Consider the following 26,807-nt stretch of genomic DNA (forward strand, 5'->3'; position numbering starts at 1 on the left):
TTGAAAATATGGAAATAATTGTTTATAACCCTTGTCCCGTAAGGGTTTTGTTATCATCAATCCTCAATCACCATAAAAGAGACGCAAGAGCCAATATTCTTTAGAAAATGAGTGTATACGTAGAGCATTAATCAAAAAATATCGTATTTGTGTTGAACAAGGACTAGCTAATTACAACATTAAAACAGAGGTTCTATCATGACTTTATCTTATATAGTATTAGAAGGTAATAAAAACCAAGAAATCCTAGAAAAATTACTGCCCAAAAATTTAATTCAAGATGTGAAAATAGTAGTAGGTGAAAGTCAGTATGAAGTAAGATCATTAGCAAGTTCCCTGATTGCTACTAGACATATTCCTGTAATATTAATTTTAGATGCTAATACAGATAACGAATCTCAAGTATTTGAAAAAAGGGATTTAGTTAATTATTTATTACGTCGTGCTGCGGCTAAAACCCCTTTTCAAGTATCTTTAGCTATTCCCGAAATAGAAATTATATTTCTCCAAAATAAACTATTAATTGAAAAAATCACCCAACGTGAATTTAATGATTTAGAATGGCAACTAGCGCAAAGTAAACCTAAAGAATTTTTAGAGACAGTTTTAGGTAAAGAACAATCAATTAGTGAGAAAATATTTAGCAATATCAATGATGAAGAAATTAAGATATTACAACAACATTCATTAATACAAGAAATAATAGAATTTTTATCATCACTTATTCCGTCTTTTGTGGCAATTAACTAACTATATATTTGTAGGTTGGGTTGACGCAAGGAAACCCAACATCATTTTTCAGATCCCCGACTTCTAAGATTAATTATTTGTTGAATAGAAAAATCTTGAAAAGAAGTCGGGGATCTTTTGGGAAAATGGAAATGCTTATAATGTAGAAATAGTGGATTACCATTAGGAGAAAATGTCATGGAAAATAACTTACTGCATAATCCCCATGCTGGTGAAATTTTAAAATATGAATTTTTAGAAGAATTAGACATCAGCGAAAATACTTTAGCTGTTAATTTAGGTTTAACTTATCCTACTATTCAAGGAATTATTACAGGTAAACTTAAAATGACAGCAGATATAGATTTACGCCTTTGTCGCTATTTTAGACTTTCAGATGGTTATTTCTTACGATTGCAAAATGCTTATGAAATAATGGCAGCAAAAAGAAATTTAGGAGAAATTTTAAATCAAATTATTCCTTATTCTTTACTAGGAACAGATTAACACAAAGTGCTGTATCTTCTGACCTGTTATACTGAAAACGGTTAATAGTTTAACCAAATATGAAACCCCTCTCCAAACCTCTCCCCGCAACGGGGAGAGGCTTTGAACTTGTTCTTTGTATGATAAAAAAGCCCGGCTTCTAGCCGTTTTGAGTATATAATGGCGAATAATCAAGTTAACCGCAAAGTAATGATTAAATTACAAGAATTGCAAGAACAGGTATTGGAATTACCAATCAAAGAACGCTGGACTCTTGTACAAACCTTACTAGCATCAATTCAACAAGAAACACTATCTTCTATTCCTCCTCAACCTACCCTAGAAACCTTATCTGAACTTGACCCCTGGACACAAAGCCTAATAGGTGTAATTCGCTTAGATTCAGAAAATCCAGAGGAAAGTTATGTTAATTACCTAGAGGAGAAATATAGTTGAAACAGGTATTATTTGACAGCGATGTTTTGCTGGATATATTAGCACAGCGTCAACCGTTTGTTGTTGCTTCAGCACAAGCATTAAATACAGTTATGAAAAAACAGGTGCAAGGCTTTGTTTCTGGACACGCTGTTACTAATATTTTCTATATTTTACGCCGTCAAATTGGTAGCGAAGCAGCACGTAAATTAATAGAAAACTTATTGCAACATATTCAAATTGCCAGCGTTACAAATCAAGTAATTCACCAAGTATTGCAAAGTCCAATTAAAGATTTTGAAGATGCGGTGACAAGTGCAGCAGCAATGTCCGCAGGTTTAGAAATAATTGTCACCCGCAATAAAGCTGATTTTGTAGCTTCCTTAGTGCCGGCAATGTTGCCAGAAGAGTTCTTGAAAATGCTTTCTGAGTAAATTAGTAGTAGGTTGGGTTGACGCAAGGAAACCCAACAATAACAATATGAATACACCACCAGTAGATAGATTAGACCGGATAGAAGCGATATTAGAGCGCGTGGCAGTTCAACAGGAAACTACAGCAGTTAACCTGACGGAACTGATATATAAGGTTGATGACTTTATGGGAACTGCTACCAGTGTTTTGGGGAGAAATGCCATCCTTAACGATGTGGTAGTAGGACTAAATGAAACGGTAGGAAGATTAGATACTAACCTTGCTACTCTCCAAAGCAATTTTGCAGAGAATCAAAAATCAACCAATGCTGCTTTAAAAAGACTAGAAGCAATTTTGATCAAGCTGATGGATAGTTAGGAATGCAAATTTAATAACCTGCAATTCTGATTTAAACTGGGAATGGTGCGTTACGCTGTCGCTAACACACCCTACTTTTGCAATTTATTTAATTTAGGGAACACCAAAAAATAAATTACCCAATTTTGTGGGATGGGCATCCTGCCCGTCCTTGATGATTAGCGGGCAATTCGTCCTGCACCACAAGAAATTTTTGGGTATTCTTTTAATTGGAAGTCCCTTAATTCACATTCCTAAGTTTTTGTCGTTGACTGAGCCAGGATGTTATCTAAAGTTATACTAAAAACGGCGGAGATTTGAATTTTTACAAAATAACAAAAAAGCTAGATGTGTAGGGGTAAAGCAAGAGCTTCATTGGTGTCAACTTAACGTGAAAGCCTTGTAAAATATCAGTTTCACCCTTTCTCGTTCCCATACTCTGTATGGGAATGAATTCTAGAAGGCTCTGCCTTCTATGAAAACAGAGGCAGAGCCTCTGTAATAGCATTCCCAGTCAGAGACTGGGAACGAGATATCATCAGGATTTGAGCTTAAGTTGACACCAATGAAGCTCTTGCTTTACCCCTACCTATAGAATCAAACGATTAAGCCGTTTAGAGTATATTCAGCAACGCCCAAAATTTAAGGATTTACAAGATTAAAAATTTTTATGAATATTAGGGTATGCCCTGCGGTTGTGGTCTTGAGTCAAAATAGCGTTACAGTGGGGCGAAAAATTACTAATGTCTTAGCTGGTGCAAAATTATACGGTTTGGTTAATCGGACTCATGATGTTGATATTAGCTTTACCAATTTTGGCGAAACTTTAAGAGAATTATTCGCTGCTGGTACACCGATAATTGGTATTTGTGCGGCGGGGATTCTAATTAGAACAATTGCACCATTGTTAACTGACAAGGGACAAGAACCGCCAGTTTTAGCTGTAGCTGAAGATGGTAGCGCTGTTGTTCCGCTTTTGGGTGGTTTAAGTGGTGTAAATGATTTAGCGCGTCAGGTGGGGTCAGCACTGAATATCCAACCAGCAATTACCACAACGGGAGATATCCGCTTTCACACTGCTTTGTTATCTCCTCCTGCTGGATATCATTTAGCTAACCCAGAACATGGGAAAAAATTTATTGCTGATTTATTAGCTGGGGGAAAAGTTAAATTACAAGGAATAGCACCTTGGTTGAGTGAGAGTAATTTACCTATTGATGAAAATGGTGAGTTAATTATTCAAATTACTGAAAATTTGGGTAATTCTGATCCTAATTGTTTAGTTTATCATCCTGGGAAAATTGCGATCGCTCTCACCAAGCCAGAACCAGATACAATCACTCAAATTCACCAAATCCTCGCAGCATCTAATTTAGCACCTGCCGCAGTGTCAGGAATATTTGCACCGCTACAACTGGCGAACAATTCCCAACTTCACTCTATAGCGACAACTTTGGGAGTTCCTACCCGCTTCCTACCCACCAATGAATTAACGGAATTGGTTTTGGCGGCTACAGGTGCAGATAGTCGAATTGTATCATCCCCATTTTCCCAGATAGCTGTTGCCATTTCCACGCAAATTATCAACCCTGACACCATTGGACAACCCCAGGGCAAATTAGCGATTATTGGTACAGGTCCTGGTGCATCTCAATGGATGTCACCCCAGGTAAAGGAAATTTTGGCATCAGCGACGGATTTAGTCGGTTATAAAACTTATATTAATTTAATTGGACATCTCGCAGATGGTAAGCGTGTTCATGAATCAGATAACCGCGTGGAAGCAGAGAGGGCATATCAGGCGCTAGATTTAGCTGCATCGGGAAAATATGTAGCAGTTGTATCTTCTGGCGACCCCGGTATTTACGCAATGGCAGCGGCAGTGTTTGAGGTTTTAGAGCAATATCATAAACCAGAATGGCAAACCATTGATATTCAAGTCGCCCCTGGTATTTCGGCTATGCAAGCCGCAGCAGCCACTATTGGTGCGCCTTTGGGGCATGATTTCTGTGTGATTTCTCTCTCTGACATTTTGAAACCTTGGGAAATTATCGCTCAACGAATTACCGCTGCGGCTAAAAGTGATTTTGTCATTGCTTTCTATAACCCTGTATCAAAAGAACGCACTTGGCAACTAGCCGCCGCGAAAAAGATTTTAATGGAACACCGCAAACCTGATACCCCAGTTGTGTTGGGACGAAATTTAGGAAGAAAGGGAGAAGAAGTCCAGGTTACGACTCTAAAGGAATTAGAACCAGCATTAGCGGATATGCGAACTGTCATTATTATTGGTTCTTCCCACACTCGACAAATCCAGCAAGATCATAATATTTGGGTTTATACTTCCCGCCGATATAATTCTCAGGAATGATGTTTTTTCTATTAAACATAATATCCTTCTTCTTTCTTCCTTTCTCCTGACTCCTTTAAGATATAACTCTCTTAATTATGTCTAGTTTATATCTGAGAAAGACTTGATTTTTTTATTCTCATCATCAACAATAAAAACATCATGTTTCAGACATGATTGTAGCCAATAAAAGTGACAGAAGCCCTGATAATGTCCGCCCTTGCGGACATTTTACTTATTATAAATTCTTAGAAAAAAAATGACAATTATATATTGAAAATTCATTCAAAGGGAACAGAGAACTGGCAACAGGGAACAGAAAAAACTCATGTTTAAAAATATGAGATTGAAATAATGACACTGTTTTTTCTCGTGCTACGCATCTTTTAAAAACATCTTTTTCTTGACTGAAGCCTTAAACTCAGCAAATGAGTGTTTCTTATCTGTTCCCAGCTAAGTAGTGAGACAGAATTAATTACACAATGTTATTGCGTTAGCGCAGCGTGGCGTTAGCCATATGGAACGAAGTGAAATGAAGCAATTCCAAGGGTTGTGATTGCTTCCCTTCCCTCGCAATGACTGTAAATATTTTTGTCCAATTACTTAAGAGTTCCCTCTTATTTCTCCATAAGGTGAGCAGTCGAACTATTTTTTTCTCAAGAAGCGGGTGGCGGGAATCGAACCCGCATGATCAGCTTGGAAGGCTGGAGTTTTACCACTAAACTACACCCGCGTGCTTCTGACTTAATTAAGATAACATGGCTTTTATAAAATTGCAAGTAGTTATGGAGAATTTATGAATTTAATTTTGAGACGAATATATAAATTGCTTAAATCTGGTTTTGATCCGTCTTGATTATAAGCAGCAAGAAAACTTTCTTGTGCAAATATCTGGTTAAGTGCTTGTTCATAAATATTTGCTTGGCTGCGGAGTGCGGCGGGTTCAATCGTGATGATTATCGCTTGTTGAAATTTTCCATTTTTATCAATTACTAAACTAGCCAGTATATTTGCTGGTTTGAGATCCTCATCGCTGGGAAGTATACTAGCCTCTAAATCTTTTTCTGTACTTCCTTTGTATTCAGCTATAACATCTGGTAAAGCATCGGTTATGAGTTGTTTTTGTTGTATTAATTCACTAACTTCTTCTTTGAGTAGAGGACTAACGGTAGCTATAGCACCCCCTCCATTGGTGGTTGGGGACGCTTCTGGTTCTCGGTTAGGATTTACGGAAGGTTCTGCTGTGGGAGTTGGGGAATCAGTAGGAATATCTTGACGGAGGAGAGTTCCCTTTCCTAGTTTCACTTCTTGACGACGATTCCAGGGAAGTTCACTATCTGGAATTATTGGTGTTGCTTCTGGTGTTGCTTCTGGTATTGGGTTTGTGGGATAGAATTGTTGTCTAAATCGTGATTTTTCAACTTCGGTTTTTTCAGGTTCAGGCTTTTTAACTTCAATTTTTCTAACTTCAGGCTTTTTAACTTCAATTTTTCTAACTTCAGGCTTTTTAACTTCAATTTTTCTAACTTCAGGCTTTTTAACTTCAATTTTTCTAACTTCAGGCTTTTTAACTTCAATTTTTCTAACTTCAGGCTTTTTAACTTCAATTTTTCTAACTTCAGGCTTTTTAACTTCAGGCTTTTGAGTTTTATCTTGTTCTGTTAAATGAAGTTTAGAAATTATCTCACCATCATTTTGATTGTTGGGTGTAGTGGGTGGTGATTTTGGTGAAGATGAAAAAGAAGATTGCGGTTTAATCTTGGGAGTTGTTGATTGATGTTTAATTGTGGATTTTGGTTCGGAAGCAATTTCAATAAGATCAATGGGAATCGAACTTTGGTTAGAGTGAGGAAACCAAGCCTGAAATTCATTAGATGAACGCATTAACCAAAATACTAACAAATGAAGAGAGACAGAACCAATACATACAACAGTCCATAGCCAAGGTGGATCACTATGTCGTCTCAATGGTTGAGATGTAATTGAACTATCGCTTAAATGATTATTGATCAACGTTGGCATTTTATTAAAAATATGGGGATAATTGTTTATAACCCTTGTCCCATAAGGGTTTTGTGATAATCAATCCTCAATCACCATAAAAGAGACGCAAGAGCCGGATATTTTTTTAATCGGAAGTTTCTTACTTTCAGGCTGGTGAACATGGCGATCATTATAGGTTATTATTCCCATATCCACTACTCAGTATTTATCTTATCAGCCTCTCCAGTTCTCAATTAGGAAAATTTTTAGCTCCCATCCGCTAAAATATCTAGTTTAGATAGATTTTACTACGTTATTAATAAGTTATCCTAACTAGGTAGGTGAACAGAAAAAACTGAAATATGTAGTCAACCCTCACTCTCTCAGGGAGCCAAGCCGCTGAGTGGCTAGTACCGCAGGGCGGAAGTCAAAAGTCAAAAGTCAAAAGTCAAAACGAAGACAGTATAGGCTTTTTAACGATTTAGAATGGTTGGTTTATTTATGCCGTGTTGTACTAGTATATTGTGGATTAACAGCCACCAAAAGGCTTTCAACCTTATTCCTGCAATCAATCAAATTAATCCCTAACTAGCTTTGAAATCCTGGTTTTTTAACCCAACCCAACCCCCAGTAAACCGAGAAACTGCGACTCTAACTATTGGAAAACTCCAAATTCGCGTAGCTACACCTGATGATCTAATAAGTATTGCCCAAATTGTGGCTGAAAGCTTTCACTCCCAAGAAGGTTTGTGGAGTTGGGCTTTACCTTTGTTTCGTATAGGTATTTATGAGGATCTAAGGCATCGGCTCAATTCTCCCACACCCCATCATATTTGTTTAGTTGCTGTTGATACTGCCACTGAAAATCAGAAAATTATGGGAACTATAGAAATGAGTGTTAGGGGTAATTATCCTTGGATTGGTGTAAATCCGGGTTTCCCTTATATATCTAATTTAGCTGTTGATCCGGGTTGCCGTAGACTGGGTGTAGGCTCTAGTTTATTGATTCGCTGTGAGCAAATTTCCCAGGAATGGGGATTTCAAGATTTATATCTCCACGTTTTAGAACATAATCATCATGCCCGTCAGCTTTATTTTAAGTTAGCATATCGCGTACATAAGGTTGAATCTCCCTGGGATGCGCTTTTCCTTAATCGCTCACGGGAGATATTACTGCATAAACGTATATAGTAGAAGTCGGAGAGAAGGAAGGCAGAAGAAAGTCACATTTTGGATTCCATGAAAGTGCCTAAGTAGGGTTTGCTGATAGCGTAGCGTGGCGTTAGCCATACTCCCGAATGGGCGCAAGCCATGCGCCCCTACCTCCTGATAGCGTGGCGTTAGCCATACTTCTAGCCCTCACAGACAACTTTTTCAAACACCCTCTAAGATACAAGGTTGGGTTTTGCTGTCGCTTAACCCAACCAAATCCTTGATAATGTTGGGTTATGGCTGATGCTTCCGGCGATCGCGAAGCGCTGCTGCAAGCAGTTCGCAGGGATACGCCTCCCGTCAGGGATACGTTCCACAACTCAACCTACCGGATAATGACTTTTTAGGCTTAACCGAGGAGTATTGACTCTGGATTGATTGAAATCCAGCATTAATCCCATAGAATAGGATAATTAAAATAACTAAAAGTGCGTGTTTATTTCTGAAATAAATGATACTGTTCAAGTAATATCAGAGAACAGTAAGTAGGTTGGCGTTGAAAATTGTCGTTATGGCAAGGCAAAAGGCAAGAGGCAAGAGTGAAGAGGGTTTGGGCGATTTTACGTTTCTTTACACAGTTTGGTTTTATTGTGTTCACCTACTTATATCAAACTATCACATTCAAAACAGTGTTATTAACCAAATTATCATGCCAGATGGAAATGGGCAATTTAATGGCTCTAATCTCCTCACACTAATTCATGGTGGCAAGGTTTTTATGGTTAATAGTCGGAGAAGGAATGGGTTAATACTTTTTAAAGAATATCATGCGGAGTTTGCCGGACCTGGAGCAGCGATTGGTGGAGATCATGATAGTGATTGCCAAGGGATTTTACCCATAGGCAATCTTTCTTTGTTGACTCCTGAATCCCATGAAGATCGTCAGAAAGCTTATTTGCTTAGGCGACAATGGATTCGCTTGATTAAACAAATTACGGAGAGTCCGATTGCTAAAGAACGAGTACAAAAGATTCTTGATCAGTTTGAGGTATTTTTCCCGTCTGAAATAGTGGCTTGTATCCCAGATGAGGCTTTTGCAATGTTAGTGGGTGTGTTAACACAAACTGTAACGATTGTTCGTCGTGTAGGTATTGATACCGGATATGAATGAGTGGTAATTAGTTGCTACTTTTACAATAATGCTTGTATTCGCTCCAGGGTGCGGGTGTTTTCTGCGGGTGTACCGATAGTGATTCTTAAGCCATTGGGTAAAAGTCTAATCAGAGTCCCTTGATTTCTCAGTTTTTGGTTGAGATTTGTTAAAACGGTGGTTGATAATTGAGAGTCATCGGTTTTAATCCGCAAGTAAATAAAGTTGGTGCTGCTGGGTGTAATTTCCAGGGTTGGGTGTGCGGATAAGGCTGTGATCATTTTGGTTCTTTCGCTGAGGGTTTGGGGGATTGACTCTAGCAAAAGTTGCCGATTTTCTAATGCCATGAGGGCGGTGGCGATGGAAAAACTGGGAAGATTGTAGGGAAGACGAACTTTTTCTAAAATTGCGATCGCCTCTGGATGAGCGATACAATAACCTACACGCATGGCGGCAAGACGAAAGGCTTTAGAAAAGGTGCGTAATATAATCCAGTTAGGATGTTGTAATAATTCATCGGCTAAAGTCCTTTGACTAAATTCAAAGTAAGCTTCATCAATAACTACTAAAATTTCTTCTGGTAAACTTTTTAACCATTCTAGTTCCGCTGCTGTTAAAGAATTAGCGGTAGGGGAATTGGGGTGAACGACAAAAACGACGCGAATGGGCGGATTTTGTGTTTGGGAAATTGCCGATTTTGCGGCTGTTAAATCAGTTTCAAAGTTGCTGTGATTTCTGCCTACTGTAACTACAGGAATGCCTAAAGTCTGAGCTAAAATTCCATACATGGAAAAGGTAGGATTGGCGACTAATATAGAACCTTCTCCCCCTAAACAGGTAGCAATTAATAGGGATCTAATTAATTCGTCTGAACCATTACCGACGGAAATATTCGCAGCGGTGAAAGCTGAATTTGCCAGATTTGCTGATTCATTTACATACTGGGAAATGGCATTTTTTAGAGATTCGTGTCCACCATCGGGATAACGATTAGTTTCAATAAGTTGTTGATAAGTCCAAGCTAATTTTTCTTTGATTTCCGATGGTAAATCTAAGGGACTTTCATTAGTATCTAGTCTGTCAAATTGGATGGCGACTGGTTCAGCACTATCACTACCAGGATGAGCTTTATAAGCATTAAGTTGGGATAAATCGGAACGAATAAATTTAAGCATTTGTCATTGATTGATAATTGGTGATTATATATCTTGTTCCCAGTCTCTGAGTGGGAATACTATCACAGAGGCTCTACCTCTACTGTTATGGAGAATGAAGGCAGAGCCTTCTATAATTCATTCCCATACAGAGTATGGGAACGAGAAAAACGAGAAAATGAAGCCAGGGCAGAGCTTTCTAGACTTCATTCCCATACAGAGTATGGGAATGAGAATTTTTTTTAACATTCAGATTTACTAATATTGCATTAATTACAGAATCAATCACAGTAGCAACACAAGGAATAGCGATCGCATTACCAGTTAATTTTCGCATAGTTTGGTAACTGCCCACTATTTTATAAGATTCTGGAAAACCTTGCAACCTCAACATTTCTCTTTCGGTTAATCTTCTTTCGCCATTGACTAATAAATAATTATAAGATGCTCCTGCTCTTAATGCACAGGAATAAGGATGTATACTAATATTACCAGATTTATTTTCATGCCATATTGTTGGTTGCTCATATTTTTGCTCAGTTTTGACTTTTTGTAACCGATTTTGGCGAATTTTTTCGGAAGCATAATAAAATTCAGCAACGGATTTTTCTAATATTTCTGACAAGGGCTGCATGGGCATTTTGATTAATGGCCAATTAAAGTTATGATAATGATTCTGATTTTTTAAGCCGACGATTAAAATTCTTTCTCGTTTTTGTGGTAAACCGAAATTAAGAGCATTGAGAATTTTATAATCTGTATAATAGCCTAATTCTTTTAAGGTATTAATAATTATTTTTAATGTTTGCCCCTGTTGATGTCCTTGTAATTGTTTGACATTTTCTAATATAAAGGCTGACGGTTGTTTATTTTTAATAATTCTGGCAATATCAAAAAATAATGTTCCTCTGGTATCTTCAAATCCTTTTAGTTCTCCACAAATGCTAAAGGGTTGACAAGGAAAACCACCTAATAATATGTCATGGTCAGGAATATCATTTTCGTCAATTTTTGTAATATCTCCTATGGGTGTTTCTTCAAAGTTTTCTGAATAGATTTTCTGGGCATTTATATCAATATCACTGGAAAAAACACATTGAGAATGAATTTTATAAATATGACAAATCTTTTCAATTGCTAATCTAAATCCACCTGTACCACTAAATAAGTCTATAAATTTGATCATTTTTTGATTTCGGTTTTATCCTTGGTTAAGAGTTGTGATTAAGTATAATTTACGCAATTTATAGTATAGCAAGCATATAAATTATGCAACTACCACAGTAATTGCTCTTGATCTTAAATTAAGCGATAGCGAAGCGCTCCGTAGGAATCGCATAATTAATGATATAATCAATTGGAAACCTATAGTTCATCTATCAAAAAATTTAAGATGATCAACTTAGAGTTAGCCGAATCTGATGTATTTACCAACCTCAATGTGACACTTCTGCTAGAATCGCTCACATCTGGAAAAATTGTGGCATCTATTAGAGAATTTCCCGACTGTCGAGTACAAGCAGATACAAGAGAAACAGCGATCGCCCAAATTCAAGCTACATTTTTAGAAAGATTAAAAAATATAGAAGCGGTATCATGGAAAGTACCAATTAACACTTCAGAACCAGCTTGGGTGAAATTTGCTGGTGTCTTTAAAGATGATACAGATTTTGCAGCCGTTATAGAGTCAATTCGCGCAGAACGCACTATAGATGATGAATCAGAAATTGATCCTTCCTATTATCTATAGAAGTTAGTGATGGTTGATTTATATATTCTCGATACAGATTGTGTTTCACTAATTCTCTATAATCATCCCCAACTGATCACTAACACGGCAAAACATCAGGTAGCTGTCACAATTATCACGGTTTAAGAACTCTTCAATGGTTGGGTTAACAGAATTAACGATCCTTCACAAGTAAATAATCTTCCTCAACTTTATTCAAAATTTTCGACTACTGTAAAATATCTCCAAACTATGGAAATATCGGACTTTACACCAGAAGCGGATAATTGTCTCAGGAAACTATTAAAAGATAATCCACTATTACGAAAAAATCGCATCCAAAAAGATATGCGAATTGCAGCGATTGCGCTATCTATAAATGCTACAGTTGTTACCCGTAACTAACGAGATTTTGCTCAAGTTCCAGGACTCAAGATCGAAGATTGGACTCTGTAGGGGTTTAGCAGTGCTTATTGGTGTCAACTTAAGTTAGAAAAGGCTTATCTGTTTGCTTCCACATCCAGAAATGATAGCGTAGCGTGGCGTAAGCCATATTTCCGGGCTAATAGTCAAACAAAGTAAACTAAAGTTTACTCAAAAATTTCCGGGTTATTTAGTCATCTTCAGATGACTTCTGCTATTAGACTGGGAATTCATTCCCCGGCGGGCTACAGGTTTTACGTTAAGTTGACACATATCAGCTTTTGCTTTACCCCTACCAAATACAATTATCTCATGGTCACAAATTCCTCTGCTGCGGAGGGATGAATACCTACAGTGGCATCAAAATCAGCTTTGGTTGCACCCATTTTTACTGCAATAGCGACACCTTGAATAATTTCTGCGGCGCTATCTCCCACCATGTGAGCGCCTAAAATTTTATCAGTGCTAGTATCTACTATTAGCTTCATCATGGTTTTTTCTTGCTTACCTGCCAAAGTGTAGTACATGGGGCGGAAGCTGGTACGATAAATTTTGATATTGTCATCACCGAATTTGTCCCTAGCGTGGGCTTCTGTTAACCCAACTGTTGCCGCTTCTGGGGTGGTGAATACGGCTGTGGCAACGGTTTCGTGACTAAATTCGCGGCGGTTGTTGCCAAATTCACTGTCAGCAAAGGCACGTCCTTCACCAATGGCGACGGGGGTTAAATTTAGGCGGTCTGTGACATCACCAACAGCATAAATATGGGGTTGGCAAGTTTGACTATATTCATTGACAGCTATAGCATCTGAGGTGCTGTATCCTGGTTCTTCTTCAGAACTGGGAACACAGTCGAGTTGGGCATTTTCTAAGGCTAATCCTTCAATATTAGGACTGCGACCGGTGGCTACTAAAAATACATCAGCAATGATGGGTTCTTGGTCTCCAGATAAGGTTAATTTTAGCCCTTCATCCACTTTTTCTATTGCTGTTACTTCAGTATTTTGGATAATGCGAATACCATGATTGGTCATTCCTTCTTGGATACTGGTACGAATATCTTGATCAAACCCGTTCAAAATTTGCTCTTTGCGGATAATCTGGGTAACTTCTGAACCCAAACCACGCATGATACAGGCAAATTCACTACCAATATAACCAGAACCAACAATAGCAATATGTTTGGGTTGGGTTTTCAGGTGAAAGATTTCATTGGAAGTAATACCATGTTCTATACCGGGAATTTCTGGTTTAATGGGACGACCACCGACAGCAATTAAAATTTTCTCGGCTGTATATTTTTTGCCATTGACTTCAACTGTGTGGGGGTCTATGAAGGTAGCACGACCGGAAATTAATTCTACTCCGGCTTTTTCTAAAAAGCTGATGTGAAGTGCTGATAGTCTGTTAACTTCTTTATCTATGGATGTGATGAAATGTTCCCAGTCAAATTTTACATCTCCCACTGTCCAACCATAACCGGCGGCTTCTTGGAATTGGGCGGGGAAGTGAGAACCATAAACCATGAGTTTTTTGGGGACACAACCACGAATTACGCAAGTACCACCAACTAAATCATATTCGGCGATCGCCACTTTTGCACCATAACTAGCCGCCCGTTTAGAAGCCGCCAAACCCCCAGAACCAGCACCAATCACAAACAAGTCGTAATCAAAAGTCATAAATTTCTACTTTTTTAACTAAAAATAGGCTGTTGAACTATATATAGTCAGATTGCCTAGATTTAATCTAGCGTAGCTGACAACTAAAAATATAAAACCAGATCCCGACTTCTAGGATTGATTCATCACTTATTGACATGATCAAAGAAGAAGTCGGGGATCTGAGAATTGACTAATAACTAATCCAATCACTCCAACTACCAGCGTAAAGTTTAGCGGTGGGAATTCCAGCTATGGCTAAAGAAAGTAAATTTACACAAGCTGTGACACCAGAACCACAATAAACTAAAATTTCTTTATTTGTATCTATATTTTGCCACCGTTGAGATTGTTCTAACTGGGGAATTACGCACCCAGAAGCGTCCGTTACTTCTTGCCAAGGATAATTAACAGCGCCGGGAATATGTCCAGCAATTTTATCAATTGGTTCTTTTTCTCCGCGATAACGTTCTCCTTCCCTAGAGTCTATTAAAACCACATTTTCACTATCTTTGTGATTTTTGACATAAGTAAAATCTACAACTTTATCCGCTTGTAATTGGGGAATAAATGTTCCTCTTTCCGCAGTAGGAATAACATCTGTAACGGCATAACCCGCTTTTTGCCAGCAGTCAAAGCCGCCATCTAAAATAGCTACTTGTTCATGTCCTAAATACCGCAATAACCACCATAAACGAGAGGCAAAAGCCAAGCGAGAATCATCATAGGCCACTACTAAAGTTTTTTGGGAATTTACCCCAATTGCTGATAACTTTTCAGCTAATTCTGTGATATTTGGTAAAGGATGTCTGCCCCCATGTTCTTGCACAGGACTAGATAAATCTTGATTTAAGTCTAAATAATAAGATCCTGGGATATGATTAGTTTGATACTGTTGTTTTCCTAATTGGCTATCAGCTAAAGAAAACCGACAATCAACAATCACAACTTGAGAATTATTCAGATTTTCAACCAGCCATTCTGGAGAAACAATAAATTGATTATTCATTGGTAATTGGTAATTGGTAATTGGTAATTGGTAATTGGTGAAAACTATTCTTCTTTCTTCTTTCTTCTTTCTTCTTTCTCCTGACTGGGCGCAGGCCCTGCGCCCCTACATCCTGCACTCCTGACCCCTAAAATGTTTACACCCCAACAAACGCAAGATGGTTCTTTTACCTTTTTTTCCACAGAGTTTAATGAAGCCTTTCATAGTCACTATGGGGCAAAACAGGAAAGTTTGCTGAAATTTGCGATTCCGACTCGATTACCAATATTAGCCGAAACAGGATTTGTGCGGCTGTTAGATATTTGTTATGGTCTAGGATACAACACAGCGGCAGCTTTACAGACAATTTGGCAAGTAAATCCTCGTTGCCATGTGGAATTGATTGGGTTAGAACTAAATCCCATTGTCCCCCAAGCGGCAATTAACCATCAGTTATTTAATGGTTGGGACGACAAATATATAAAAATTTTAACTCAAATAGCGTTTGAACATCAAATCCAAATAGATTATTTGCAAGCTACTTTACTAATTGGTGATGCTAGAAACTTAATTCTCCAAGTACATGAATCAGGCTTTCAAGCAGATGCAATTTTTCTTGACCCTTTTTCACCTCCGCAATGTCCACAATTATGGACGGTGGAATTTGTACAAAAAGTATCAGAATGCTTGCAGGAGAATGGGTTACTAGCTACTTATTCCTGTGCTGCGGCGGTACGGACTGCGCTGTTAGCTGCGGGTTTGATTGTCAGTTCGACTCCACCGATAGGAAGGCGGACTCCGGGGACTATTGCGGGATATCCTCAATATGAGGAGGAATCAACTATATCCTATTTGCCGCCTCTTTCCCAAACTGAAGCCGAACATTTATTAACTCGTGCTGCTATTCCTTATCGAGATCCTAATTTGAGTGATACCGCGGGAATGATACTCAAGCGACGACAAGAAGAAATTCAAGTCTCTACATTGGAATCAAGTTCACAGTGGCGCAAAAGGTGGTTAAGATCGTCAACAACGTAGGAGATTTTGCTTGAACAGCCAACAGTTAGCAATGATTAACTGATATGATCTGGCGTGGAAGGGAGTTAATCAAAAAAGTATTTAATTATGGTTGTTGTAGCAATTCTCGCCGCTGGAAAAGGCACAAGAATGAAATCTAATCTACCCAAGGTTTTACATTCCTTGGGTGGAAGATCTTTAGTTGAACGCGTTATTGAAAGTGCTGAACCTCTTTCACCTGACCGTAAGTTAGTGATTGTTGGTTATCAGTCCACAGAAGTAAAAACAGCTATGGATTCTATTTATGGTGTGGAATTTGTAGAACAGGCTGTACAATTAGGCACAGGTCATGCTATTCAACAATTACTTCCCCATTTAGAGGGTTATACTGGGGATTTATTGATTTTAAATGGTGATGTACCTTTGTTACGGACAGAAACTTTAAAAAACCTCTTACAAACTCACCAAGAAAATCAAAATTCCTGTACTATTTTGACTGCACAATTAGCAAATCCTCAAGGTTATGGGCGGGTTTTTCGGAATAGTGAGGGTATTGTCCAAAAAATAGTTGAGGATAAAGATTGTACTCCTAACCAAAGAGAAAATGATCGGGTAAATGCTGGTATTTACTGTTTTCATTGGCCTGATTTGGCTAAGATTTTACCAGATTTGCAAGCTAATAATTCTCAAAAAGAATATTACCTAACTGATGCTGTTACTCAAGTTGGTAAGGTAATGGCTGTAGATGTGAAAGATAATCAAGAAATTTTGGGAATTAATGATAGATTGCAATTAGCAACTGCTAATGATATTTTACAAAAACGGATTAAGGAAAAATGGTTGTTAGCAGGTGTGACGTTAATTGATCCGGCAAGTATTACTATTGATGAAACGGTGGAATTACAGCCGGATGTGATTCTTGAACCGCAAACTCATTTGCGAGGAAGAACGGTAATTCAAGCTGGTAGTCGCATTGGTCCGGGAAGTTTAATTGAGAATAGTGAATTGGGTGAAAATGTCACAGTTCTCTATTCTGTAATTACAGATAGTGTGATTCAATCTCAAACTCGAATTGGACCTTACGCACATTTACGTGGTCATGCTGAGGTGGGTATAGGTTGCAGAATTGGTAATTTTGTGGAGTTGAAAAATGCCCAATTAGGCGATCGCACTAATGTAGCACACTTATCGTATTTAGGCGATACCACAACCGGAACTCAGGTCAATGTCGGTGCGGGGACAATCACTGCTAATTATGACGGTGTGAAGAAACATAGAACAACTATAGGCGATCGCAGCAAAATCGGTTCTAATACTGTGTTAGTTGCACCTATTACTGTCGGTAATGATGTCTACATAGCCGCAGGTTCGACGGTGACAGAAGATGTCCCAGATGATTCTTTGGTAATTGCTAGAAGTCGTCAGGTGGTCAAACCAGATTGGAAAATGAAAACTGACAGTTAATATTTTCTAGGGTGCGTTTACCAACGCACCTCTTCACAAAGAGGTTTGATTAAATTTGTAAAGTATGGAATTAAACTCTTGTATTTGCACCTTTGCGCGAAACAAAATTCATGGATAATAGCCAAAAATACCATCTCATGATAAGCTACTAAATCTTAGAGTTAGGAAACTTCGGTTCAATTCCGGGACTGTGCCGCAACTGTAAAGCAATTTAGAGATGATTGGAGTTTAACTAAAAATCCAGAATCCCAAGTTGAGTAAGTCAGAATGCTAACTCTCAAGTGTTCACTTCCGTTCTGTCTCTGCGTCACACAGAGAAGGAGTCATGATTTTGCAAATTCCATTTACCGCTTGTCCAGGATTATTTTACAACACAGCCGCCCAGGATGGTCTGCTTTATCGGTTGAGAATACCAGGGGGAATCATCAATTATCACCAATTTCAGGCGATCGCAGATATTGCTGATAATTATGGCAATGGTTATATTGATATTACTAACCGGGCCAATATTCAAATTAGAGAAATTAAAAACAGCATAAATGCTGAGGTTCTGAAAAAATTACAAGCATTAGGTTTAGCCTCCACCAATATCAACATAGATCATATCCGCAACATCATGACCAATCCCACAGCGGGTATTGATACTGAAGAATTACTAGATACTCGTCCCTTAGTGAAAGCCTGGGAAAAATATATTACCGCACATTCTCAACTTTCCGAATTATCGGCAAAATTTAGCGTTTGCTTTGATGGTGGAGGCAAAGTTGCTGTAAAATATCAACCCAATGATATTATATTGGCAGCAGAAATAATTAACCGTAATGTATATTTGCGGTTATATCTCAGTTATGGAGAAAAAGGACAACCAGCACAGGATACAGGAATCTTATTCAAACCAGAAGAGACAACAACAGCTTTAGCAGCCTTAGCGCAAACTTACCTCAAACACATAGATACCAAAAACCGCCGCAAACTACGCTTACGAGAAATCATCAACAAGATCACAGTCAAAGAATATCTTCATCAAATCCAAGAAAACCTCAACTCAGATATATTGAACTTTACAAAAACTCCTCTCTGCGCCTCTGCGCCTCTGCGAGAAAAAACTCATATTGGTATTTATCCCCAACGTCAAACCGGATTATATTATATCGGCATAGTCTTACCCCTGGGAAAATTAGAAACTCCGCAAATTAGGGGTTTAGCTAATATTGCCAAAAGATATGGCGATGATAATATCAGGTTAACACCTTGGCAAAACTTACTATTAACCGATATTCCCCAAAATCAAATTAGCGAAGTTGATCAACAAATTGCCAATTTAGGTTTAAACTCATCACCAACCAACATCAAAAGTTTCCTAGTAGCTTGTTCCGGTAAAAAGGGTTGTGCTGCTGCGGCCACAGAAACTAAAGATGATGCCATAAACTTGGCAAAATACCTAGAAAATCTTATGATTCTAGACTCACCTATGAATATTCACTTTAGTGGTTGCAGTAAATCTTGCGCTCAACACACTCAAGCTGATATTACCTTACTTGGTATTATTACAGAAACCGCAAAAGGAACTTTTCCCGCTTATCAAGTGTATGTTCTCGGTCATTTACTTTATGAATATGTGACTATAGCGAAAATTCCGATTTTGATTCAAGAAATGCTGACAGTGTATCAAAAACAACGTCTAAGTTTACACGAAACTTTTGGACAATTTATTGATCGTCATAGCCATCAATTAAATCAACTATTTAGCCAAACAACGCCCAATTTAACCTTTACAACCTGAAAATATCATGTTTGATTACATCCGTGATGGTAGCGAAATATATCGTAATTCCTTTGAAATTATTCGGTCAGAGTCCAATCTCGAAAGATTCCCTGAAGATGTAGCAAAAGTTGCTGTTCGCATGATTCATGCCTGTGGAATGACGGATATTGTCAATGACTTAGAATATTCATCTACAGCGGTAGTATCCGGGAAAAAAGCCCTAATTGCCGGCGCACCGATTTTGTGTGATTCTTACATGGTAGCCGAAGGTGTTACCAAAAAAAGATTACCCAAAAATAATAAAGTTCTTTGCACCCTCAATGATCCAGAAGTACCACAACTAGCCAAAAGATTAAGAAATACAAGGTCAGCAGCAGCTTTAGAATTCTGGCGTTTCCACATAGAAGGGGCAATTGTGGTGATTGGGAATGCACCAACAGCCCTATTTAGGTTATTAGAAATGCTAGACGAGGGAGTTCCTCGACCGGCGTTAATCTTGGGCTTTCCTGTTGGTTTCGTGGGTGCAGCCGAATCAAAAGCCGCATTAGCCGCAGATAGCCGCAACGTACCATTTTTAACTTTACATGGAAGACGGGGCGGAAGTGCGATCGCTGCTGCTGCTGTTAACGCCTTAGCTAGTGAGGAAGAATAATGACTAACGCTGGAGGTCGTCTTTATGGAATTGGTGTGGGACCTGGAGACCCTGAACTCATCACCTTAAAAGCCTTGCGTCTTCTCCGTTCTGCCCCAGTGATTGCTTATCAATCAGCAACAAATAAAGAAAGTGTCGCCAGAAAAATTGTCTCTCCATACTTGGATCATAGTCAGATTGAGGTAGCCTTTCATCTTCCTCGCGCCTTAGAACCAGAAAAGGCTAAATCTATCTATGACCAAGAAACTCAACCCATTGCTGACCATTTAGCAGCAGGTCGGGATGTGGTGGTTATCTGTGAAGGAGATCCGTTTTTCTATGGTTCTTTTATGTATCTTTTTACCAGATTGGCTGATAAGTATAAAACAGAAGTCGTCCCCGGAGTTTCCTCTCTCATGGCTTGTCCCGTGGCTTTAGGTTTACCATTTACCTATTACAATGATGTCCTCACGGTTTTACCTGCACCATTACCCAGAGAAGCCTTAATTAGCCAACTCCTAGCCACTGACGCGGCAGCTATTATGAAACTTGGTCGCCATTTTCTCAAAGTCAGGGATATTCTCCATGAATTAGGACTAGCTTCACGGGCTAGATACATTGAACGCGCTACAACTACACAACAGCGCATATTACCTCTTGACGAAATTGACCCTCTTGATGTACCTTACTTCTCGATGATTATTATCCCTACTAAAAATAAGTTGTAGTTGTCAAGGAGTCAGAAGCAAATTGTAAAACCTGTAGGGGCGCAGGGACTGCGCCCTCAATCCTACTGCATCCTCAAGATAACTAAACTTTAACAAGAGTGGGTATATTTTCTGGTATATTTTTTGCTTTGTCCTGACTTTTATCAGAAAAATGCTTATCTATTAAAGCGGGAACTTGGACAGCTTGAATTTTACTATAACGAGTTTTATCAGGCATAACTAAATTAGGACCAGATTTACAGTTTTTCATACAGCCAGTACCTTTAATCGTGACTGAATTTTCTAACCCGCTGTTTATTAACTCAGACTCCAAAGCTTGACATAAAGCTTTACCACCACGTTTCATACAATCAGATTTTTGACAAACTAAAATTGTTTGTGTTTTAGCAGGTTTCGTCTTAATTTGATTCTGTGCTGCAACTATTCCCATATCGGAACTTGCAGCCATAACTCTTTCTGCTACGAGAGTTACCTGATCTTTTTTCGGATTATATTGTTTTGTCCCCACAACTTGCAGCCAGGTCCCTTTAGCTAACCGCAAATCAAAAGCACTCCGTAAATGCTTGGCTAATTTTATATAAAATTCACCCTCAGAAGTCCCTAATAATAATCCTTTCAGCTTATATCCATCCTTGATCACAAAATCTAGAAATCTGCCTTCAAAACAAAATTCTGTGACTGCTGAATTAGTAGATATATTCATTTTTCAACCTATTTTTCTCACTAAAATTTTTGGTAACGACAACGCCAACAATTTTCAAGATTCCCAATCAAGTTTTGACGAGAAGCAGTGAATTGTTGAATTACACTCCAAAGCTGAATAGCTGCGGCAGGGTTATTTATTTCTACGGTTAAAGGCTGATTAGTCTGACAAACACAAATTATATCTAATTCTTGTAAGCGTTGATAAACCTGCCAACGGTCTGCCCAATTTATATCAATAACGTGCTTTCTATCTGTGTCTGAACTGAAAGATTTCAAGCGAGTAGCCCTCAAAATGCCATAAAGTTGCAGTAAAACTAAAAACTCATCGTCTAAATTTGTGATTTAGTCGGAGTTTAGCCTCTTTTATTAGGATACACTAACTGCAAAATATTGTCATTAATTTTGAGAAAAAATCTCATTTTTTCTTTGTTGAGAGATACGCACACTTTGAGATTGAAGTCAATATAAATACCAAATATATATCTTTAAGCACAGATATATGAAAAAAAATTGATACTTACGATTACTAATAATGCCAAAGTTTTTTAGATTTAGTAGCCTTGATTTTATTTTGAAAATGCTAATATGTGAGGAGTAAGCAGTTAAAAATTATAACTGTAAAAAAAGAGGAGAACCATGTCTGATACGCAAACTATATTACACAACTTTGGTCAGGTTTATGACAATCCCGTCTTACTAGATCACAGTGTCACTGCGCCAGTTGTCGAAGGATTTAATGTCGTATTAGCTAGTTTTCAGGCATTATATTTACAATACCAAAAACATCATTTTGTGGTTGAAGGTGCAGAATTCAATTCACTGCATGAATTCTTTAACGCCAGCTACAAAGAAGTACAAGATCACATCCACGAAATTGGCGAGCGCTTAAATGGTTTGGGTGGCATCCCCGCAGCAAGTTTCACTAAATTAGCTGAATTATGCTGTTTTGAAACAGAAGTAGATGGCGTATTTTCTGCCCGAAAGATGGTAGAAAATGACCTAGTTGCCGAACAAGCATTAATTGGTGTAATTCGCCGCCAAGCTGCACAGGCTGAAAGTTTAGGCGATAGAGGTACACGCTATTTATACGAGAAAATTCTCTTAAAAACTGAAGAGAGAGCTTATCATCTAGCTCACTTTTTGGCTAAAGATAGTTTAACATTAGGTTTTGTGCAACGGGCTGAAAATTAAACTTTTGATAATCTCGATTCAACTAAATCAAGACTAAATAAATTTTAGTAATTGAGAATTTTACAAAATTAATAATTTTGGCAGAGAGGTGTAACCTATCCTTTCTGCCATTCTTTATATTAGGACTTAAAACCAATTATTTTTATTACATATATCTAACAATAAATTATCAAACGCAGATGAACGGAGATGAACGCAGATAAAGAAAGATAAATTAATTATCTGTGCAGTCTTATTGTTATAATCCATAACAATTAAATAAACTCAGAATTTAGACATAAAATTCTCTTGCTTTAATTTTTCAAACTCTTACCTTTGCGCCTTTGCGCCTTTGCGTGAGCTTAATTCATACTTAAATTATGCAACGCCGAGAAAAAACGTAAAAACCAGTACCAAAAATCCCCCATATCTGTAAATCCTTCCCCTTACCGTCATCAAAACCCGGAAAAGTTAATAATGAATGGCATGATGAGGCATAAAGACCCTTAAAATAGTCAAGATTTGTATTTTTGTAATCTAAGGTAAAAACTATGCCCCGTCGTCAAGACCTCAAAAAAATTCTCCTGTTAGGTTCAGGACCAATTGTGATTGGTCAAGCCTGTGAATTTGACTACTCTGGAACTCAAGCCTGTAAAGCCTTGCGAGAAGAAGGCTATGAAGTCGTGCTGGTAAACTCCAACCCAGCGACAATCATGACCGACCCGGAAACCGCCGACCGCACCTATATTGAACCGTTGACACCGGAAATAGTGGAAAAAGTCATTGCCAAAGAACGTCCAGATGCTTTATTGCCAACAATGGGAGGACAAACCGCCCTTAACTTGGCTGTAGCCTTAGCCAAAAATGGCGTTTTGGAGAAATACAACGTCGAGTTAATTGGTGCAAAATTACCCGCAATTGAAAAAGCCGAAGACAGGAAACTGTTTAATGAGGCTATGGCTAAAATTGGGGTTGCAGTATGTCCCAGTGGTACAGCTTCTACTTTAGACGAATCAAAGGCGATCGCTCTGCAAATTGGCACATATCCTTTAATTATCCGTCCAGCCTTTACAATGGGGGGGACTGGTGGCGGTATCGCCTACAATCAAGAAGAATTTGAAGAAATGGCACAAGTAGGAATTGACGCGAGTCCGGTTTCCCAAATTCTCATTGACCAATCTTTATTGGGTTGGAAAGAGTATGAATTAGAAGTAATGCGGGATTTAGCCGATAACGTCGTCATTATCTGTTCTATCGAAAATCTCGACCCTATGGGGATTCATACAGGGGATTCTATCACCGTCGCCCCCGCCCAAACCCTAACTGATAAAGAATATCAACGGTTACGGGATATGGCAATTAAAATTATCCGGGAAATTGGTGTGGAAACCGGCGGTTCTAATATTCAGTTTGCGGTAAATCCCGTGAATGGTGATGTGGTGGTAATTGAAATGAACCCCCGCGTCTCCCGCAGTTCGGCTTTGTCTTCCAAGGCGACAGGTTTCCCCATTGCCAAAATCGCGGCGAAGTTAGCTGTGGGTTATACTTTGAATGAACTACAAAACGATATCACCAAAAAAACCCCCGCTTCCTTTGAACCGACAATTGACTATGTGGTTACGAAAATTCCCCGGTTTGCGTTTGAAAAGTTCCCCGGTTCAGAAGCGATTTTAACTACCCAAATGAAGTCTGTAGGGGAAGCAATGGCTATTGGCCGGACATTTAACGAATCCTTTCAAAAAGCTTTACGTTCTCTGGAAACCGGACGCGCTGGTTGGGGTTGTGATAAAGCCGAAAAATTGCCCAGTGGGGAACAAATTCGCGCCCAATTGCGAACACCTAACCCAGAACGCATCTTTTCTGTGCGTCATGCTATGCAGCTAGGAATGAGTAATGAGGAAATCTACGAACTGACAGCAATTGACCCTTGGTTTTTAGATAAATTGCAAGAAATTTTAGAAATAGAAAAATTTCTCAAGCGCACGCCCTTAAAACAGTTGACAAAAGCGCAAATGTATGATGTGAAAAGAAATGGATTTAGCGATCGCCAAATAGCTTATGCTACAAAAACCAAAGAAGACGAAGTTCGCACATATCGCAAACAGCTAGAAGTTATCCCCGTTTACAAAACTGTTGATACCTGTGCTGCTGAATTTGAAGCCCTGACTCCATATTACTATTCTACCTACGAAGAAGAAACGGAAGTATTACCAACAGATAAACCCAAGGTGATGATTTTGGGTGGTGGTCCAAACCGCATTGGTCAAGGAATTGAGTTTGATTATTGTTGTTGTCATGCTGCATATTCTCTACATGATGCCGGGTATGAAACAATTATGGTCAATTCTAACCCAGAAACAGTTTCTACAGATTACGATACCAGCGATCGCCTGTATTTTGAACCATTAACTAAAGAAGACGTTCTCAACATCATCGAAGCCGAAAACCCCGTCGGTATCATCGTCCAATTCGGTGGCCAAACACCATTAAAATTAGCCGTTCCTCTACAAGAGTATTTACAAAAAGCTAATAGTATCACCAAGATTTGGGGAACATCTCCCGATTCTATAGATATGGCAGAAAACAGGGAACGGTTTGAAAAGATTCTGCAAAAATTAAATATCGCCCAACCACCTAATGGTATGGCGAGAAGCTATGAAGATGCTTTAATTGTTGCCAAGCGCATTGGTTATCCTGTAGTAGTTCGTCCTAGTTATGTATTGGGGGGAAGGGCGATGGAAATCGTTTATTCCGATACTGAATTAGAACGTTACATGACCTTTGCTGTGCAAGTAGAACCAGATCACCCGATTTTAATTGATAAATTCTTAGAAAACGCCATTGAAGTGGATGTAGATGCGATCGCCGATCATACTGGTAATGTCGTCATTGGTGGCATCATGGAACACATCGAACAAGCGGGGATTCACTCCGGTGACTCAGCTTGTTCCTTACCTTCCATTTCCCTCTCTCCCGCTGTCCTCAACCAAATCCGTTTATGGACGGTTCAACTAGCACAAGCTCTATCTGTAGTTGGGTTGATGAATATTCAATTTGCCGTAGTCGGTGCAAATGGCTATTCTCCCCAAGTGTATATTTTAGAAGCTAACCCCAGAGCATCACGGACAGTTCCCTTTGTATCTAAAGCCACAGGGGTACAATTAGCCAAACTCGCATCCTTAATTATGTCGGGAAAAACCTTAGAGGAAGTGAAATTTACCAAAGAAGTTATTCCTTCTCATATTGCCGTCAAAGAAGCGGTTTTACCATTTAGTAAGTTCCCTGGTACAGATACTATTTTGGGTCCAGAAATGCGCTCAACTGGCGAAGTAATGGGTATTGACAGCGATTTCGGTCGCGCCTTTGCCAAAGCAGAATTAGGCGCAGGGGAAAAATTACCGCTTCAAGGAACTGTATTTGTTTCCATGAGTGACAGAGACAAACCTCTCGCAGCAGATGTGATTAAGGAGTTTATTAAGTTAGGCTTTACAATCATGGCTACCCAAGGGACACGCCAAGTCCTGCAAGAACAAGGGTTAGAGGTAAAATCAGTTCTCAAACTCCATGAAGGTCGTCCTCATGTCCTGGATGCGATTAAAAATGGCAACATTCAACTGATCATCAACACACCTTCTGGAGAAGAAGCTCATGCCGATTCTAAGTTAATTCGTCGCACCGCCTTAGGCTACAAAATCCCCATCATTACTACTATTGCAGGTGCTAGAGCCACAGCCGCAGCCATCTGTTCTCTGCAAAATACAACTTTAGATGTCAAGGTGATCCAAGAATACTGTCCAAGAAGTTAATTGTCTAAACTATGATTTTTGTGATTTTGATGATTTTTATGATTATTTGGCTAGTTTTTCGCAGAAATCTATGATTTTTACGACAGATATATCATCTTAATTAAAAGAATCACAAGAATCATAGTTCAGACCTTTGATGATTTTTATGATGAATCCTGCGGATTTATCGGGAAAATCCCTCATATTAACCAAAATAATCAGAAAAATCATAGTTCAGACGTTTTCCTCATCTTCATCAAAATAATCCTAAAAATCATAGTCCGACATTATTAAGCAATTGTTACAAAAAAATCATTATCGTTATCATTGAGATATTTTAACAAATATGAGGAAGCTATTTCTCCGCTAGAGGATTAGCCGTTGTTTAAGGAAATGTATGCCATTCAGTAATTTCAGAGTCTGAAGTCATCTCAAATTACTGCCGAAGTGCGGGTTTCCCTATAGTCAAATTATTCTCATAAATGTTACAATTATTAATATTCCCGAAAACACAAAAAATGTTTGACTTGC

25 protein-coding genes and 1 tRNA gene are annotated in these 26,807 nt (G+C 38.6%); 17 read left to right on the plus strand and 9 right to left on the minus strand.

Annotation, left to right across the window (positions count from 1 at the left end):
• Positions 1-198: 198 nt before the first annotated feature.
• The 6 genes from NG743_RS02685 to cobJ all read left to right on the plus strand — a co-directional run bounded on the left by NG743_RS02685 (position 199) and on the right by cobJ (position 4,792).
• On the plus strand, positions 199-750 hold the full coding sequence (locus tag NG743_RS02685) for a hypothetical protein (RefSeq protein ID WP_257121475.1): 552 nt from the start codon (positions 199-201) through the stop codon (positions 748-750).
• A gap of 177 nt (positions 751-927) precedes the next feature.
• Positions 928-1,236, plus strand: a complete 309-nt coding sequence (locus tag NG743_RS02690) for a HigA family addiction module antitoxin (RefSeq protein ID WP_027400645.1) — start codon at positions 928-930, stop codon at positions 1,234-1,236.
• A gap of 159 nt (positions 1,237-1,395) precedes the next feature.
• Entirely contained in the window at positions 1,396-1,671 is a 276-nt protein-coding gene (locus NG743_RS02695; RefSeq protein WP_080683807.1) for a hypothetical protein, read from the plus strand.
• Positions 1,668-2,084: a PIN domain-containing protein gene (locus tag NG743_RS02700; RefSeq protein ID WP_257121477.1), complete on the plus strand. Its 417-nt coding sequence runs from the start codon at positions 1,668-1,670 to the stop codon at positions 2,082-2,084. Before NG743_RS02695 ends, NG743_RS02700 begins: the two co-directional genes overlap by 4 nt.
• A gap of 46 nt (positions 2,085-2,130) precedes the next feature.
• The gene (locus NG743_RS02705) at positions 2,131-2,442 is read left to right on the plus strand and encodes a hypothetical protein (protein ID WP_027400642.1); all 312 of its coding nucleotides are present in this window, start codon (positions 2,131-2,133) and stop codon (positions 2,440-2,442) included.
• A gap of 649 nt (positions 2,443-3,091) precedes the next feature.
• Positions 3,092-4,792 carry a precorrin-3B C(17)-methyltransferase gene (cobJ, locus tag NG743_RS02710; protein WP_257121478.1) on the plus strand — a complete coding sequence of 567 codons (1,701 nt, stop codon included), beginning with the start codon at positions 3,092-3,094 and terminating at the stop codon, positions 4,790-4,792.
• 641 nt (positions 4,793-5,433) lie between these two features.
• On the opposite strand, the gene NG743_RS02715 is transcribed toward cobJ, so the two are convergent.
• A tRNA-Gly gene (locus tag NG743_RS02715) sits at positions 5,434-5,504 on the minus strand.
• A gap of 50 nt (positions 5,505-5,554) precedes the next feature.
• Positions 5,555-6,793 (minus strand): hypothetical protein, encoded by a 1,239-nt coding sequence (locus NG743_RS02720; protein ID WP_257121479.1) that lies wholly within the window; start codon positions 6,791-6,793, stop codon positions 5,555-5,557.
• Positions 6,794-7,348: 555 nt separating this feature from the next.
• Here NG743_RS02720 and NG743_RS02725 point away from each other — a divergent pair.
• Positions 7,349-7,945, plus strand: a complete 597-nt coding sequence (locus NG743_RS02725; protein WP_027400639.1) for a GNAT family N-acetyltransferase — start codon at positions 7,349-7,351, stop codon at positions 7,943-7,945.
• Between the two features lie 91 nt (positions 7,946-8,036).
• Here NG743_RS02725 and NG743_RS02730 read toward each other — a convergent pair whose 3' ends face one another.
• Positions 8,037-8,285, minus strand: a complete 249-nt coding sequence (locus NG743_RS02730; RefSeq protein ID WP_257121481.1) for a hypothetical protein — start codon at positions 8,283-8,285, stop codon at positions 8,037-8,039.
• A 285-nt stretch (positions 8,286-8,570) separates the two neighbouring features.
• On the opposite strand from NG743_RS02730, the gene NG743_RS02735 reads away from it, so the two are divergent.
• The gene (locus tag NG743_RS02735) at positions 8,571-9,077 is read left to right on the plus strand and encodes a hypothetical protein (RefSeq protein WP_371316525.1); all 507 of its coding nucleotides are present in this window, start codon (positions 8,571-8,573) and stop codon (positions 9,075-9,077) included.
• 20 nt (positions 9,078-9,097) lie between these two features.
• On the opposite strand, the gene NG743_RS02740 is transcribed toward NG743_RS02735, so the two are convergent.
• Both NG743_RS02740 and dcm read right to left on the minus strand, forming a co-directional pair.
• Positions 9,098-10,231, minus strand: a complete 1,134-nt coding sequence (locus NG743_RS02740; RefSeq protein WP_257121483.1) for a histidinol-phosphate transaminase — start codon at positions 10,229-10,231, stop codon at positions 9,098-9,100.
• 178 nt (positions 10,232-10,409) lie between these two features.
• Complete coding sequence (gene dcm / locus NG743_RS02745) at positions 10,410-11,396, minus strand: DNA (cytosine-5-)-methyltransferase (RefSeq protein WP_257121484.1); 987 nt, start codon at positions 11,394-11,396, stop codon at positions 10,410-10,412.
• A 207-nt stretch (positions 11,397-11,603) separates the two neighbouring features.
• Between dcm and NG743_RS02750 the strand changes: the two genes are divergently transcribed.
• Entirely contained in the window at positions 11,604-11,960 is a 357-nt protein-coding gene (locus tag NG743_RS02750; protein ID WP_027400637.1) for a hypothetical protein, read from the plus strand.
• A gap of 231 nt (positions 11,961-12,191) precedes the next feature.
• Positions 12,192-12,344: a hypothetical protein gene (locus NG743_RS02755; RefSeq protein WP_257121485.1), complete on the plus strand. Its 153-nt coding sequence runs from the start codon at positions 12,192-12,194 to the stop codon at positions 12,342-12,344.
• 323 nt (positions 12,345-12,667) lie between these two features.
• Here NG743_RS02755 and gor read toward each other — a convergent pair whose 3' ends face one another.
• Both gor and NG743_RS02765 read right to left on the minus strand, forming a co-directional pair.
• A complete protein-coding gene (gene gor, locus NG743_RS02760) occupies positions 12,668-14,044 on the minus strand; it encodes a glutathione-disulfide reductase (RefSeq protein WP_257121486.1) in 1,377 nt (458 codons plus the stop codon).
• Positions 14,045-14,216: 172 nt separating this feature from the next.
• On the minus strand, positions 14,217-15,032 hold the full coding sequence (locus tag NG743_RS02765) for a sulfurtransferase (protein WP_027404968.1): 816 nt from the start codon (positions 15,030-15,032) through the stop codon (positions 14,217-14,219).
• Between the two features lie 132 nt (positions 15,033-15,164).
• Here NG743_RS02765 and NG743_RS02770 point away from each other — a divergent pair, with 132 nt between their 5' ends.
• From NG743_RS02770 to NG743_RS02790, 5 genes are all read left to right on the plus strand, one after another.
• Positions 15,165-16,049 (plus strand): tRNA (5-methylaminomethyl-2-thiouridine)(34)-methyltransferase MnmD, encoded by an 885-nt coding sequence (locus tag NG743_RS02770; RefSeq protein WP_027404967.1) that lies wholly within the window; start codon positions 15,165-15,167, stop codon positions 16,047-16,049.
• An 87-nt stretch (positions 16,050-16,136) separates the two neighbouring features.
• Positions 16,137-17,492 carry a bifunctional UDP-N-acetylglucosamine diphosphorylase/glucosamine-1-phosphate N-acetyltransferase GlmU gene (gene glmU / locus NG743_RS02775; protein ID WP_027404966.1) on the plus strand — a complete coding sequence of 452 codons (1,356 nt, stop codon included), beginning with the start codon at positions 16,137-16,139 and terminating at the stop codon, positions 17,490-17,492.
• Between the two features lie 325 nt (positions 17,493-17,817).
• A complete protein-coding gene (cobG, locus tag NG743_RS02780) occupies positions 17,818-19,275 on the plus strand; it encodes a precorrin-3B synthase (protein ID WP_257121487.1) in 1,458 nt (485 codons plus the stop codon).
• A 7-nt stretch (positions 19,276-19,282) separates the two neighbouring features.
• On the plus strand, positions 19,283-19,909 hold the full coding sequence (locus NG743_RS02785) for a precorrin-8X methylmutase (RefSeq protein ID WP_027404965.1): 627 nt from the start codon (positions 19,283-19,285) through the stop codon (positions 19,907-19,909).
• On the plus strand, positions 19,909-20,616 hold the full coding sequence (locus NG743_RS02790) for a precorrin-2 C(20)-methyltransferase (protein ID WP_257121488.1): 708 nt from the start codon (positions 19,909-19,911) through the stop codon (positions 20,614-20,616). Before NG743_RS02785 ends, NG743_RS02790 begins: the two co-directional genes overlap by 1 nt.
• A gap of 82 nt (positions 20,617-20,698) precedes the next feature.
• On the opposite strand, the gene NG743_RS02795 is transcribed toward NG743_RS02790, so the two are convergent.
• Both NG743_RS02795 and NG743_RS02800 read right to left on the minus strand, forming a co-directional pair.
• Complete coding sequence (locus tag NG743_RS02795) at positions 20,699-21,319, minus strand: (2Fe-2S) ferredoxin domain-containing protein (RefSeq protein ID WP_027404963.1); 621 nt, start codon at positions 21,317-21,319, stop codon at positions 20,699-20,701.
• Positions 21,320-21,339: 20 nt separating this feature from the next.
• A complete protein-coding gene (locus tag NG743_RS02800; protein WP_027404962.1) occupies positions 21,340-21,597 on the minus strand; it encodes an Asr1405/Asl0597 family protein in 258 nt (85 codons plus the stop codon).
• 360 nt (positions 21,598-21,957) lie between these two features.
• On the opposite strand from NG743_RS02800, the gene dpsA reads away from it, so the two are divergent.
• Both dpsA and carB read left to right on the plus strand, forming a co-directional pair.
• A complete protein-coding gene (gene dpsA / locus NG743_RS02805) occupies positions 21,958-22,512 on the plus strand; it encodes a DNA starvation/stress protection protein DpsA (protein WP_027404961.1) in 555 nt (184 codons plus the stop codon).
• 530 nt (positions 22,513-23,042) lie between these two features.
• Positions 23,043-26,297, plus strand: coding sequence for a carbamoyl-phosphate synthase large subunit (carB, locus tag NG743_RS02810; RefSeq protein WP_257121489.1), 3,255 nt, complete (start codon positions 23,043-23,045; stop codon positions 26,295-26,297).
• The last annotated feature ends 510 nt before the right edge of the window (positions 26,298-26,807 follow it).

The organism is Dolichospermum heterosporum TAC447, from assembly GCF_024584745.1.
In the GTDB taxonomy this organism is placed as follows: domain Bacteria; phylum Cyanobacteriota; class Cyanobacteriia; order Cyanobacteriales; family Nostocaceae; genus Dolichospermum; species Dolichospermum heterosporum.